The sequence below is a fragment of the Maritimibacter alexandrii genome (assembly GCF_005871115.1).
Classification (GTDB): Bacteria; Pseudomonadota; Alphaproteobacteria; order Rhodobacterales; family Rhodobacteraceae; genus Maritimibacter; species Maritimibacter alkaliphilus.
The window spans coordinates 627,879-641,493 of the sequence record NZ_SWKQ01000013.1 but is presented as its reverse complement, the minus strand read 5'-3'; the positions used below and the strand labels follow the sequence as shown (position 1 = coordinate 641,493).

The following is a 13,615-nucleotide window of genomic DNA, read 5'->3' as shown; positions in this document are numbered from 1 at the left end:
ATGCCGATTTTCAATGATTTCCGCGGTGGACGCGACGCGCGCAAACCGGCGCCCGTTGCCGCCGGGGTGCGCCCAACCGACACGCGGAACGTCGTGCCGATGCCCGCGCCCGCCCCGGTCGCGCACAGCTCGCAAGGCGAGACGAGCGCATGGTTCGACCTCAAGCACCGCCTGCACGAGATCATCCTCGAAGAGGTGAACCTCGCCCTGATCGAAGAGGCCGACCTCAAGGAACTGCGCCGGGCGATTTCGGCGCTGGTCGTCACGCATCTGAACGACAACCGCATCCAGATGGGATCGGACAGCTTCAAGCGGCTGGTGGGCGAACTGATCGACGAGGTGATGGGGCTCGGCCCGCTCGAACCGCTGCTTGCGGATGACAGCGTTTCGGACATCCTCGTCAACGGCCATCGCAACGTCTTCGTCGAACGCGGCGGCCTGCTGGAACGCGCGCCGACGACGTTTCGCGATGAAAAGCACCTGCTCAGGATCATCGACAAGATGGTCAGCCGCGTGGGTCGCCGGATCGACGAAAGCCAGCCGTGGGTCGATGCGCGCCTGCCGGACGGAAGCCGCGTGAACGCGATCATCCGGCCCTGTGCCATCGACGGACCGTCGCTTTCGATCCGCAAGTTCTCGGCCGACAAACTGACGATGGAAAAGCTGGTGAGCCAAGGCGCGTTGAGCCGGAACGCCGCCGCGTTTCTCCATGCCGCGGTCGGTGCGCGGATGAACGTGCTGATTTCCGGCGGCACCGGGTCGGGCAAGACGACGATGCTGAATGCGCTGTCGTCCTTCATCGACCGTCGCCAGCGGATCGTGACGATCGAGGACGCCGCCGAGCTTCAGCTTCAGCAGGAGCATGTGGTGCGGCTTGAAACCCGCCCCGCGAATGTAGAAGGCGCGGGCGAGGTGAGCCAGCGGCTTCTCGTCAAGAACGCGCTCAGGATGCGGCCCGACCGGATCGTGATCGGCGAGGTGCGGGGGCCGGAGGCTTTCGACATGCTTCAGGCGATGAACACCGGGCATGACGGGTCGATGACCACGATCCACGCCAACACCGCCCGCGATGCGATTTCGCGGCTCGAACAGATGGTGGTGATGATCGGAAACGACTTCCCGCTGTCCGCCGTGCGCGCGCAGGTGGCCGCAGGGATCAACATCGTCGTGCAACTCAACCGCCTGTCGGACGGCAGGCGCCGCGTCATGGCGATCTCCGAGGTTTACGGGATCGAGGGCGATACGATCCTGATGCAGGATATCTTCGCCTACCGCCGTGCGGGGCGCGATGCGGAGGGCAACGTGATCGGACGCTTCGGTCCGACCGGCGTGCGCCCCCGCGCGGTCGAGGCGATCGAGGCGGCGGGCTATCCGCTGCCCACGGGCATCTTCACCGCAGCGGAGCCGGTGTGATGGCGGGCCTGTCCGGCACAGCTTTGCTGATCGGCCTTGCCGTTCTGGCGCTCTGCCTGCTCGGGGCCGCCGTCTGGTCGATGCGCCGCCCGGCGGACGACAGCGTTCGGCTCGATCGGATGCGCCGGATGCAGGCGGGTGGGGACGCGGGAACGGGTGACCGGCTGCGCAAGCTGGTGGAGCGGACCGCGCTAGACGGTCTGCCGATCCTCGGAACCATTCCGGTGCGTATGCGGCGTGCCGGCATGACCCTGTCGCCCAACGTGCTGGTGCTGGGGTCGGCGCTTGTCACCTCGGTCCTGTTCCTCGTGCTTCAGGGGGTGATCGGCGCGGGCCTTGCGCTTGTGGTGGCCGTGGGGGTCGGTGTTCTCGTCCCGACGCTCGTCATCTCGACCGCGGCCCGCAAACGGGCCGACGCGCTGACCCGGCAACTGCCCGACGCGCTCGACCTCATGAAGCGGGGGCTCTCCGTCGGCCACCCGTTGAACGTTACGATCCGCAACGTCGCCACCACCTTGCCCGACCCCATCGCGGCGGAGTTCCGCATCCTCGCCGATCAGGTGGCCTATGGCGACAGCCTGACCGACGCGGTCGACGATCTGGCGCGGCGCATCGACATCGAGGATTTTCATTACCTGTCCGCCGCAGTGCAAATCCAGCACGCGACCGGGGGCAATCTCGGCGCGATGCTCGAAACCCTTGCGCGGGTGATCCGGGGTCGCTTCACCATGCGTCGCCGAGTTTCGGCTGTCAGTTCGGAAGGGCGGATCACCGCCATCATCCTCTCGGCGATGCCGGTGCTCATGTATGTGGGCACTTCGCTGACCGCGCCGGAATACTATGCGTCCGTCAAGGACGATCCGGCGTTCTGGCCGATGTGCGGCGCGATCCTCGCGCTGGTTCTGGGCAATGCGCTGATGCTCAGAAAACTCGTTTCGTTCCGTGTGTGAGGTTTCGCGATGCTTGGTGATACGTTTTCCGATCTGACTTCGCTCCTGAACTCGCCCGGTCTGCTCATGGCTATGGTCGCGGTGTCGGTCGTGTTCATCGGCCTCGCGCTCTGGACCGCGATCGCGATGCGCGACCCGGCGGCCGAACGGATGCGCGCGGCGTCCGCCGCCTATGGGCGCGCGGCGAACCGTGACCTGCTCAAGACACCCGATGCGTTGCCCGAGGGGATGCTCAAGGCGCTGATCCCCGAGGAGCGCGCCGAACGGACCCAGATCCGCGACCAATTGCGGCGGGCCGGGTTCGGCGGTCCGAACGCGCTGCGCAACTTCTTCGTGCTACGTCTGATCCTCGCCACCGCCGCGCCGGTCATCGCACTGGCGTTGACGGCCCTGAACATGAGCATCGGATTGCCCTGGTTCCTAGACAAACTCGTCGGCGGCTTCACCTTCATTTCCGCCTCGCGCCTCGTCGCGATCTGCACCGCCATCGGGTTCTGGTCGCCGACGATCTGGCTCAAGCGCAAGATCAGGGCGCGACAGGCCGAGATCGAGGCGGGGTTTCCCAACGCGCTCGACCTGCTGCAAATCTCGACCGAGGCGGGCATGGGGTTCGATGCGGCGATGACGCGCGTTGGTCAGAGCCTTGCTACCGTCAGCCCGGCCATTTCCGAAGAGTTCCTGCTGTGTCAGGCCGAAATCCTCGCCAGCCGCGACCGGCGGCAGGCGCTGGCCGATATGGCCGAGCGGATGGGCGTGGCCGAGGTTTCGGCCTTTGCGCAGGTGGTCAGTCAGTCGATGGAATACGGCACGTCCATCGCCAAGGCGCTGAACGCCTATGCCGCCGAAATGCGCGAGATGCGCGAGATGAAGGCGATCGAAAAGGCCAACCGCCTGCCGGTGCAGATGTCCGGGGTCATGTCGGTGATGATGCTGCCCGCGCTGTTCCTCATCACACTGGGGCCGACCGTGATCCGCTACCTTTCGGTCTTCGGAGACTAGGGCGCGGGCTGCCCGACCAACCAGTCGCGAAACGCGACCAGCGGTGGATAGGCATCGCGCGGTTCCGGCCAGGCGAGCCAGTACGACCCGCGCCCCGGCACCGCCGGAGTGAACAGCGGCTCCAGCCGCCCCTCGGACCGTTCGGTGGCCGCGAGGTAGGCGGGCAGGATCGCGACGCCAAGCCCCGCGATAGCCGCCTGCGTCATCATCGAGAAATGGTCGAACAGCATCCCGTCGGCGCGCGGCGGCGGCGCGTCATGCGCGGCGAACCAGTCGGCCCACGCGAGGGGCCGGGTTTCCAGTTGGAGGAGCGGCAGGCGGGCGAGGTCGGCGGGCGCGGTGACGTCGGCCCCGGCGATGAGGTTGGGCGCAGCGCAGGCGGTGTAATGCTCGCCGAAAAGGCGCAGATGATGCGCGCCGGGCCAGTCGTCGTCGCCGAAGTAGATCACCGCATCCACCGGCTCGGTCTCGAACGAAAAGCGGCGCAGGCGGGTGGTCAGGCTCAGGTTGATCCCCGGATTGGTGTCGAGGAACGACTTGAGCCGCGGGCCGAGCCATTGCGCGTTGAGCGTCGGCAGCGTGGCGACGGACAGGGAGCCGCCTTCGGGGTTCGCCACCACCTTCATGCTCGCCCGCTGAATGAGGTCGAGCGCCCGCCCCACGTCCCCGGCCAGATCGAGCGCGGCGGGGGTCGGCACCAGCCGCTTCTTGTGCCGCACGAACAGATCGCGCCCCAACTGCTCTTCCAATGTGCGGATCAGGCGGCTTACGGTGCTTTGTGTGAGGTCCAGCTCGCGCGCGGCGGCGGTCACCGATCCGGTGGCGATCACGGCGTCGAAGGCGGCGAGCACCGAGATCGACGGGAGGAAACGACGGTTGCGCATGGCGCCTCATGCATAAAGTGCATCAACTCTTGGGAAAATGCCGATGTTCAGGCGGGTTTTCAACGATTATGCACATGGAAACGACGGACTAGGAGGATCAGATGGCCGACGCGAAAGGACAGAGTTTCAAGTGGGAAGACCCATTCCTGCTGGACGATCAGCTCGAAGAAGACGAGCGCATGATCCGCGACACGGCGGCCGCCTTTGCCGCCGACAAGCTCGCACCCCGCGTGAAGGACGCCTATCTCAATGAGACGACCGACCCGGCGATCTTCGCCGAGATGGGGGCCGCCGGGCTGCTTGGCGTCACCGTGTCCGACGCCTACGGCGGGGTCGGCGCGGGATATGTCTCCTACGGCCTCGTCGCGCGTGAGGTGGAGCGGATCGACAGCGGCTATCGCTCGATGATGTCGGTGCAGTCGTCGCTGGTGATGTATCCGATCGAAGCCTATGGGTCCGAGGCGCAGAAGCAGAAATACTTGCCCAAATTGGCGTCCGGTGAATGGATCGGCTGTTTCGGCCTGACCGAACCCGATGCAGGCTCGGACCCGGCGGGCATGAAGACGCGCGCGAAAAAGACCGACGGCGGCTATGTGCTGAACGGGTCCAAGATGTGGATCTCGAACTCCCCGATTGCGGACGTGTTCGTTGTCTGGGCCAAGTCCGAAGCGCATGACGGCAAGGTGCGCGGTTTCGTGCTGGAGAAGGGCATGAAGGGGCTGTCGGCGCCCAAGATCGAAGGCAAGCTCAGCTTGCGCGCGTCCATCACCGGCGAAATCGTCATGGAAGATGTCGAAGTGGGCGAGGATGCGCTGCTGCCGAACGTGTCGGGCATGTCCGGGCCGTTCGGCTGTCTGAATCGTGCGCGTTACGGCATCTCGTGGGGCGCGATGGGGGCGGCCGAGGATTGCTGGTTCCGGGCACATGCCTACGGGATGAAGCGCAAGCAGTTCGACAGGCCGCTTGCCGCGACGCAGCTTTACCAGAAGAAACTGGCCGACATGCAGACCGAGATTGCGCTGGGCCTGCAAGGCGCGCTGCGCGTCGGGCGGCTGATGGACGCGGGCAAGTTCGCGCCCGAGATGATCTCCATCGTCAAACGCAACAACTGCGGCAAGGCTTTGGACATCGCCCGGCAGGCCCGCGACATGCATGGCGGCAACGGCATCTCGTCGGAATACCACGTCATGCGTCATGCCCAGAACCTCGAGACAGTGAACACCTACGAAGGCACGCACGACGTTCACGCGCTCATCTTGGGTCGTGCGCAGACGGGCCTTCAGGCGTTCTTCTGATGACAGCACCGTATGCGGGGCTGAAGGTCGTCGAACTGGCGCGGGTGCTGGCCGGTCCGTGGATCGGCCAGACGCTTGCCGATCTGGGGGCCGAGGTCATCAAGGTCGAAAGCCCGGACGGCGACGACACCCGCAAATGGGGGCCACCCTTCATCGAAAGGCCATTGCCGGATGGCGGGACCGAGCGGGTGGCGGCCTATTTCCACTCCGCGAACCGGGGGAAATCCTCGGTCGTCTGCGATTTTCGCGACGCGAACGATCTGGCGCGGCTGAAGGCGCTGATCGCAGAAGCCGACGTCCTGATCGAGAATTTCAAAGTCGGGGGCCTTGCGAAATACGGGCTGGATTACGCAAGCTGCGCCGCGCTGAACCCCCGGCTGGTCTATGCCTCGGTGTCCGGTTTCGGTCAGGACGGGCCGCGCAAGCATCAGCCGGGCTACGACTTCATGGCGCAGGGCATGACCGGGATCATGGACCTGACCGGCGACCCGGATGGCGAGCCGCAGAAGATCGGGGTCGCGTGGATCGACATCCTGACCGGCCTGCACGGCGTGATCGGGGTGCAAGCGGCGCTTGCGGCGCGGGAGCGGACCGGGCGCGGGCAGCAGGTCGACGTATCGCTGATGGAGACGGGGGTCGGCGTGCTCGCCAATCAGGCGATGAATTACCTCGTGTCCGGTGCGGCACCCACGCGGATGGGAAATGCCCATCCGAATTTGGTGCCCTATCAGGTGTTCCCGGTGGCCGATGGCCACGTCATCATCGCGACGGGGAACGACCGTCAGTTCCGGGCCTTGTGCGCGGCACTTGGGCTCGATCCGTTTCTGACCGACGCGCGGTTCGCCGACAACGCGGGCCGGGTCGCGCATCGCGGCGAGCTTTGCGACGCGATTGCCGCCGCGACGGCGGAGGTCGAGAAGGCGGCTTTGATCGAGCGGCTGACGGCCTTGGGCATTCCGGTGGGGCCGATCAACACGGTGGCCGAGGCGATCGACGATCCGCAGATGGCGGCACGTGGAATGGTGATCCGGCCCGAGGGGATACCGGGGGTTCGCACGCCCATCCGGTTGTCCGATGCCGAGACGGTGTCCGGTCGCGCCTCGCCTAGTCTGGGGCAAGGGAAGTGGGCGTTTGGGGAGCGGTCCTGACGCGGTGCCCCGGGTGCTGCGAAACGCGTGGCATTAACGAATTGAGCGGGTGCTGTGAGTTCAAGGTACTGTAAAATAATGATATTAAAGCAACCAGGATACTAGAATCCTAGTATTCTGGTATCCTGGTGGATCGAACTCCAAGCGCACCCGCGATCCCGTCCAGCCAAGCCCGAGCCGAACCCCCAGACAAGAAAAGGGCGGCCCCGAAAGGCCGCCCCCGAAAGTCGCTAAGGTCAGGTCACTTCACGTCGAAGCGGTCCGCGTCCATCACCTTGACCCAGGCCTTCACGAAGTCCGCCGCGAATTTCTCTTTCGCGTCCGACTGGCCATAGACCTCGGCAATCGCCCTGAGTTGCGAGTTCGAGCCGAACACCAGATCGCAGCGCGTCCCGGTCCACTTCGCTTCGCCCGTCTTGCGGTCCCGCGCTTCGAACGTCGTCTCGGCGTCGTCCGTGGCCGACCACTTGCACCCCATGTCGAGGAGATTGACGAAGAAGTCGTTGGTCAGCGTCCCCGGTTTGTCGGTCAGCACGCCATGCGCCGACCCGCCGTGGTTCGCGCCCAGCACCCGCAGGCCACCCACGAGCACCGTCATTTCGGGTGCGGTCAGGGTCAGAAGCTGGGCCTTGTCGACCATCATCGCCTCGGCCGGCACCGCGAATTCCACTTGCTGGTAGTTGCGGAAACCGTCGGCGAGCGGTTCGAGCGGCTCGAAGTTCTCGACATCCGTCTGCTCGTCCGAGGCATCCATCCGGCCCGGCGTGAAGGGCACCGAGATGTCCAGACCGGCATCCTTGGCCGCCTTCTCGATCCCGGCCGAACCGCCGAGCACGATGAGGTCGGCGAGCGAGATTTTCTTGCCGCCCGAGGCCGCGCCGTTGAAGTCGGCCATGATGCCTTCATAGACACCCAGCACGCGGGCGAGTTCTGCCGGTTCGTTCGCGTCCCAGTCCTTCTGCGGGGCAAGACGGATGCGGCCCCCGTTGGCCCCGCCACGCTTGTCGGACCCCCGGAAGGTCGAAGCCGAGGCCCAGGCGGTTTTCACCATGTCCGACACGGACAGGCCCGACGACAGGATCTTGGCTTTCAGGCCGTCGATGTCCGCGCTGTCGACCAGCGGGTGATCGCACGTCGGGATCGGGTCTTGCCAGATCAGATCCTCGGCCGGGACTTCCTCGCCCAGATAGCGCGTCTTCGGCCCCATGTCGCGGTGGGTCAGCTTGAACCACGCACGGGCGAAGGCGTCGGCGAACTGGTCGGGGTTTTCATAGAACCGGCGCGAGATTTTCTCGTACTCCGGGTCCATGCGCAGCGACAGGTCGGTGACCAGCATCGTCGGCTTGTGCTTTTTGTTGGGGTCGAACGGGTCGGGAATGATTTCCGGCGCGTCCTTGGCCACGAACTGCTTGGCGCCCGCCGGGCTTTCGGTCAGCTCGTATTCGTATTCGAACAGGTTCTCGAAGAAGTTGTTCGACCACTGTGTCGGGGTCTTGGTCCAGGTGACTTCCGGGCCGCCCGTGATCGCATCGGCACCCATGCCGCTGCCGTGGGTCGAGGTCCAGCCGAAGCCCTGCTCGGCCAGCCCCGCGCCCTCGGGCTCGGCGCCGACGAGGGCGGCGTCGCCCGCGCCATGCGTCTTGCCGAAGGTGTGGCCGCCCGCGATCAGCGCGACGGTTTCCTCGTCGTTCATCGCCATACGGGCGAAGGTCACGCGGATGTCGTGCGCGGCTTTCACGGGGTCCGGCTCGCCCTCGGGCCCTTCCGGGTTCACGTAGATCAGGCCCATGTGCGTCGCGCCCAGCGGGTTGTCGAGGTCACGCTCACCGTGGAACCGCTGATCGGTGCCGAGCCACTCTTCTTCGGCGCCCCAGTTCACGTCCTCTTCCGGCTCCCAAGTATCCGCGCGGCCACCGGCGAAACCGAAGGTCTTGAAGCCCATCGATTCCAGCGCGACGTTCCCCGCCAGCACCATCAGGTCGGCCCAGGAAATCGCGTTGCCGTATTTCTGTTTGATCGGCCACATCAGGCGACGCGCCTTGTCGAGGTTGGCGTTGTCCGGCCAGGAGTTCAGCGGCGCGAACCGCTGCTGCCCCGTGCCTGCGCCGCCTCGACCGTCACCGATCCGGTAGGTGCCGGCGGCGTGCCATGCCATGCGGACCATCAGGCCGCCGTAGTGGCCGAAATCGGCTGGCCACCAGTCCTGACTGTCGGTCATCAGCGCGGTGAGGTCCGCCTTCAGCGCCTTGAGGTCGAGCTTGGAGAACGCCTCGGCGTAATCGAAATCGTCGCCCATGGGGTCGGACAGGTCCGAGTTCTGGTGCAGGATCTTGAGGTTCAGCTGGTTGGGCCACCAGTTGCGGTTCGTGCGGGTCCCTTGCGTGACCGCTGCGCCACCGGCGAAGGGGCATTTTGATGCAGCATTGCCGTCCATGAGGTACTCTCCCTTTAGAGTCAGTCTGTTATGCGCTCTCGAAGGACAGGGCATACGACCGCTTTTGCGGGGCCAACGGTCACGTCGACCCCGCCAAAGTCCTTGATCCGACCTTGGCGGCGCATGGAATGTCCTCCTCCTAGAATCAATCTAACATTCGCGTTCGATATCTAAAAGTTGCGTTTTCTGATGGTTGTCATAATTAGGGGTTATGACAAACCTGACGATCAAACAGCTCCGCTATTTCGACGCCCTCGCGCAACACGGCCACTTCGGGCGCGCGGCCGATGCCTGCGCCATCTCGCAGCCGGCCCTTTCGATGCGGATCAAGGAGCTTGAGGAAGAACTCGGGACACCTCTGGTCGAACGTGGGCCCCGCCAGTTGCGGCTGACCCCGTTCGGTGAAGATTTCGTGGCGAAAGCGCGGGAGGTGCTGCGCGGTGTGGATGAACTGGGCGATCTGGCGCGCGCGGCCAAGGGGCGGCTCGCCGGACGGCTCAGGATCGGGGTGATCCCGACTATCGCACCCTATCTGCTGCCCGCCATCATCGGTCGGCTGTCGTTGGAGCACGACGACCTCGACATTCATGTGCGGGAGTCGCTGACGTCGAAGCTTATCACCGAGTTGCACGAGGGGCGGCTGGACACGGCCATTCTCGCGCTTCCCATATCGGAACCCGCGTTCACCGAAGTCGCGCTATTCGAAGAGGACTTCGTGCTCGTGCGTCCACCCGATGATGCCGACAAACCCGTTCCCGACCGTGAGGGCCTGCGCGAGATGCGGCTGCTCCTTCTGGAAGAGGGGCATTGCTTTCGCGATCAGGCGCTGTCGTTCTGCAACATCCAGTCCGCTTTGCCGCGCGAGACGCTGGACGGGTCGTCGCTTTCGACGCTGGTGCAGATGGTCGGGTCGGGCATCGGTGTCACGCTCATCCCCGAAATGGCCGTCCCGGTCGAGACGCGGGCGACGGACGTCTCGGTCGCCCGGTTTCCCGAACCGCAGCCGACGCGCACGATCGGGATGATCTGGCGACGGACAAGTCCGCTGGCGGGCCAGTTGCGCGAGGTGGCCGAAGTCGTGCGCGCCGCCGCGATGGCGGGCCGCCCCGCGAATGCGGCTTGACCCACGGGCACCGGGCCGGGACAAACGGGAAAACAGGCGAAGGGCAGGGACATGGCACCGAAATTCGGAACGAGCGGGCTGAGGGGCCTCGTCACGGAACTGACGCCGGAACTGGTGGGCGACTACACCCGCGCGTTCCTTGCCGCCTGCCTGCATAACGGCACGATCTTTCTGGGATGGGACTTGCGCCCATCCTCGCCCGACATCGCGGATGCCGTGGCCGATGCGGCGTTGGGCGAGGGCGTGAACGTGGTTCGCCTTGGCCCGGTGCCGACACCCGCACTGGCGCTGGTGTCGATGGCCGGGCAGGCGGGGGCCGTGATGGTGACGGGCAGTCACATCCCGGCGGACCGCAACGGGCTGAAATTCTATCTGCCGACGGGTGAGATTTCGAAGGACGACGAAGGGCGCATCACAGCGGCCCTCGGGCGCGCCCCGCGTGGCGGCCATGCCGAGGAAGAGCCGCGCTACGACGCGCCGGACCTTTACGTTGCGCGGTATGTGCGGGCCTTCGGGGCCGATGCGCTGTCGGGGCTCAGGATCGGCGTCTATGAACATTCGTCCGTGGCCCGCGACATTCTGATCCGTGTCATGGCCGAACTGGGGGCCGAGGTCGTGCCGCTCGCCCGTTCGGACACTTTCATCCCGGTCGACACCGAAGCGGTGGACGCCGAGACGCGCGAGATGTTCGCGGGCTGGTGCGCCCAGCATGGGCTGTCGGCTCTGGTGTCCACCGATGGCGATGCCGACCGCCCGATGGTGACGGACGAGACGGGGCGGATCGCGCCGGGCGACGTGCTTGGCCCGCTCACGGCGCAGATGCTGGGCGCGCAGGTGATCTGCACGCCGGTGTCCTCCAACACGATGGTGTCCGAACTGGGCTTCGACCGGGTGGACCTGACGCGCATCGGCTCGCCCTTCGTGATTGCGGCGATGGAGGCGGCGCTGGACGCCGACCCCGCCGCCAAGGTCGCCGGGTATGAGGCGAACGGGGGCTTCCTGCTCGGGTTCGAAGCGCAGGGGCCAGCGGGCAAGCTTGCCCCGCTCATGACCCGCGACAGCCTGCTGCCGATGATCGCGCCGCTCGCGCGGGCAAAGGCCGAGGGGTTGGACCTGTCAGGCCTCGCCTCGACCCTGCCGCCGCGTTTCACCGCCGCCGACCGCCTGCAAGGTGTGGAGCCTGAGGTGGCGCGCGCCTTTATCGCGGGGCTTGAGGGCGACCGGGCCGCGCGCGCGGCGTACTTCGGTGAAGGCCTGACGGAAACCGCGACCGACACCACGGACGGGCTGCGCGTGACCTTCGCCGAGGGGGTCGTGGTGCATCTGCGTCCCTCCGGCAACGCGCCCGAATTCAGGTGTTATGCCGAGGCGAGCGATTCCGAAACCGCCGCGAATTTGGTCACCCTGCACATCGAAAAGCTGCGCGCCGCCCTGACCTGATCACGGCAGCGCGGCGTTACAAAAGCTTTACGCCAGCGACACATTCCGGTGACGGACTCGCCCCATACGGACCCCCGTGACAGACGGGGGCTCCATGCTGGTTGTCGAAAACCTGACCAAACGCTTTGGCCGCAACACGGCGGTCGATTCCATGAATTTCAGCGTCGATCGGCCCATGATGCTGGGCATCATCGGGCGCTCGGGGGCGGGCAAGTCCACCTTCCTGCGGATGATGAACCGGATGACGGACGCGACCCAAGGCAGCCTGACCTTCGACGGGCGCGACGTGCTGACCCTGCGCGGACACGACCGCCGCAACTGGCAGGCCGACTGCGCGATGATCTTTCAGCAGTTCAACCTCGTCCCGCGCATCGACGTGGTGTCGAACGTGCTGCACGGCACGCTCAATCGCCGCTCGACCTTCGCCACGATGTTCAACCTGTTCCCGCGTGAAGACATCCATCACGCCATCGACATTCTCGAACGCATGGGCATTGCCGAACATGCCGCCAAACGTGCCGAGGCGCTGTCGGGCGGTCAGCAGCAGCGGGTCGCCATCGCGCGGGCGCTGATGCAGGACCCAAAGGTGATCCTTGCGGACGAACCCATCGCCTCGCTCGACCCGATGAACGCCCAGATCGTGATGGAGACGCTGCGGCGCATCCACGAAGAAGACGGGCGGATGGTCATCGCCAACCTCCACACGCTCGACACCGCGCGGCGCTATTGCGACCGGGTGATCGGGATGCGCGACGGGCGGATCGTGTTCGACGGCACGCCCGCGCAACTGACCACCGGCGTGGCCCGCGACATCTACGGCGCGGACGACAGCTTTTCCGAAGACGCCACTTCGACCGAAATCCGCGATGCCGCGCGCCCGGCCATCACCGCCCGCGCCACCGCGACCGCCTGACACCCTTTCATCGACCGGGGCAGGACGCCCCACAATCAACCTGAAACGGAGAGAGACAGATGAAACGCATCCTCGTGGCTGCCCTTGCCACCACCGCGCTGGTGACCCCGGCCATGGCCCAAGGCATCGAAGAGTTCAACATCGGTATTCTGGGCGGCGAAAACGCTCAGGACCGCCTGAACAACCACGAATGCCTCAAGACCTATGCCGAAGACGCTCTGGGCGTTCCGGTCAAACTGTTCGCCCCCGCCGACTACAACGGTGTCATTCAGGGCCTGCTGGGCGGCACGATCCACATGGCGTGGCTGGGCGCCTCCGCCTATGCCGCCACCTACCTGCAAGACCCCGAAGCGGTCGAGCCGGTGCTGGTCAAGATCAACCTCGACGGCTCCTACGGCTACCATTCCATCGGCTTCGCCCGCGCCGATAGTGGCATCACCTCGCTTGAGGACATGCAGGACAAGGTGTTCGGTTTCGGTGACCCGAACTCGACCTCCGGCTACCTGATCCCGTCCATCGAAATCCCAATGGCAGGCGACGCGATCACGATGGAGCCGGGCGCGTATTTCGCCGACGTCGTGTTCACCGGCGGGCATGAGCAGACCATCGTCGCAGTCAACAACGGCGACATCGACGGCGGCGTGACCTGGGCCGACGGTCAGGGCGAATGGGCCGACGGCTACAACTCCGGCGCGCTTCGTAAAGCGGTGGACGCGGGCCTCGTCGACATGAACGACCTTGTGGAAATCTGGCGCTCCAAGCCGATCCCCGAAGGCCCGATCGTGCTCGCCTCGGCGCTGCCGCAGGACGTGAAGGACAAGATGACCGCGCTGGTCGACGGCATGTACGACGCCGACCCCGAGTGCACCTACAACATCTCGGCCGGTGAATCGCTGGGCTTCGACCCGATCACCCACGACGCCTATCTCTCGATCATCGAGGCCCGCAAGGCCAAGAGCGAGTAAACCAGACCACCATCGACCCCGCCGCACCCCGGCGGGGTCTTTGTATCCGAA

At 65.6% G+C, this 13,615-nt stretch carries 11 protein-coding genes; 9 read left to right on the top strand and 2 right to left on the bottom strand.

Going from position 1 to position 13,615, the window contains the following annotated elements:
• The 3 genes from FCT00_RS15750 to FCT00_RS15740 are packed head-to-tail and all read left to right on the top strand — an operon-like array spanning position 1 to position 3,362.
• Positions 1–1,413: a CpaF family protein gene (locus FCT00_RS15750; RefSeq protein ID WP_138423768.1), complete on the top strand. Its 1,413-nt coding sequence runs from the start codon at positions 1–3 to the stop codon at positions 1,411–1,413.
• Positions 1,413–2,363: a type II secretion system F family protein gene (locus FCT00_RS15745; RefSeq protein WP_138423767.1), complete on the top strand. Its 951-nt coding sequence runs from the start codon at positions 1,413–1,415 to the stop codon at positions 2,361–2,363. The genes FCT00_RS15750 and FCT00_RS15745 overlap by 1 nt, the downstream gene beginning before the upstream one ends.
• A gap of 9 nt (positions 2,364–2,372) precedes the next feature.
• On the top strand, positions 2,373–3,362 hold the full coding sequence (locus tag FCT00_RS15740; RefSeq protein WP_138423766.1) for a type II secretion system F family protein: 990 nt from the start codon (positions 2,373–2,375) through the stop codon (positions 3,360–3,362).
• On the opposite strand, the gene FCT00_RS15735 is transcribed toward FCT00_RS15740, so the two are convergent.
• Entirely contained in the window at positions 3,359–4,246 is an 888-nt protein-coding gene (locus FCT00_RS15735) for a LysR family transcriptional regulator (protein ID WP_138423765.1), read from the bottom strand. The two genes, FCT00_RS15740 and FCT00_RS15735, sit on opposite strands and share 4 nt — an antisense overlap.
• Before the next feature lie 101 nt (positions 4,247–4,347).
• On the opposite strand from FCT00_RS15735, the gene FCT00_RS15730 reads away from it, so the two are divergent.
• Together FCT00_RS15730 and FCT00_RS15725 are read left to right on the top strand one after the other, a co-directional pair.
• Positions 4,348–5,541: an acyl-CoA dehydrogenase gene (locus tag FCT00_RS15730; protein WP_138423764.1), complete on the top strand. Its 1,194-nt coding sequence runs from the start codon at positions 4,348–4,350 to the stop codon at positions 5,539–5,541.
• Complete coding sequence (locus FCT00_RS15725; RefSeq protein WP_138423763.1) at positions 5,541–6,689, top strand: CaiB/BaiF CoA transferase family protein; 1,149 nt, start codon at positions 5,541–5,543, stop codon at positions 6,687–6,689. Before FCT00_RS15730 ends, FCT00_RS15725 begins: the two co-directional genes overlap by 1 nt.
• A gap of 241 nt (positions 6,690–6,930) precedes the next feature.
• On the opposite strand, the gene katG is transcribed toward FCT00_RS15725, so the two are convergent.
• Entirely contained in the window at positions 6,931–9,123 is a 2,193-nt protein-coding gene (katG, locus tag FCT00_RS15720; RefSeq protein ID WP_138423762.1) for a catalase/peroxidase HPI, read from the bottom strand.
• A gap of 211 nt (positions 9,124–9,334) precedes the next feature.
• Between katG and FCT00_RS15715 the strand changes: the two genes are divergently transcribed.
• The 4 genes from FCT00_RS15715 (at position 9,335) to phnD (ending at position 13,564) form a co-directional block, all read left to right on the top strand.
• Entirely contained in the window at positions 9,335–10,246 is a 912-nt protein-coding gene (locus tag FCT00_RS15715; RefSeq protein ID WP_138423761.1) for a LysR substrate-binding domain-containing protein, read from the top strand.
• 51 nt (positions 10,247–10,297) lie between these two features.
• Positions 10,298–11,686 carry a phosphomannomutase gene (locus tag FCT00_RS15710; protein ID WP_138423760.1) on the top strand — a complete coding sequence of 463 codons (1,389 nt, stop codon included), beginning with the start codon at positions 10,298–10,300 and terminating at the stop codon, positions 11,684–11,686.
• 94 nt (positions 11,687–11,780) lie between these two features.
• Complete coding sequence (gene phnC / locus FCT00_RS15705) at positions 11,781–12,599, top strand: phosphonate ABC transporter ATP-binding protein (protein WP_138423759.1); 819 nt, start codon at positions 11,781–11,783, stop codon at positions 12,597–12,599.
• 59 nt (positions 12,600–12,658) lie between these two features.
• On the top strand, positions 12,659–13,564 hold the full coding sequence (gene phnD / locus FCT00_RS15700) for a phosphonate ABC transporter substrate-binding protein (RefSeq protein ID WP_138423758.1): 906 nt from the start codon (positions 12,659–12,661) through the stop codon (positions 13,562–13,564).
• The last annotated feature ends 51 nt before the right edge of the window (positions 13,565–13,615 follow it).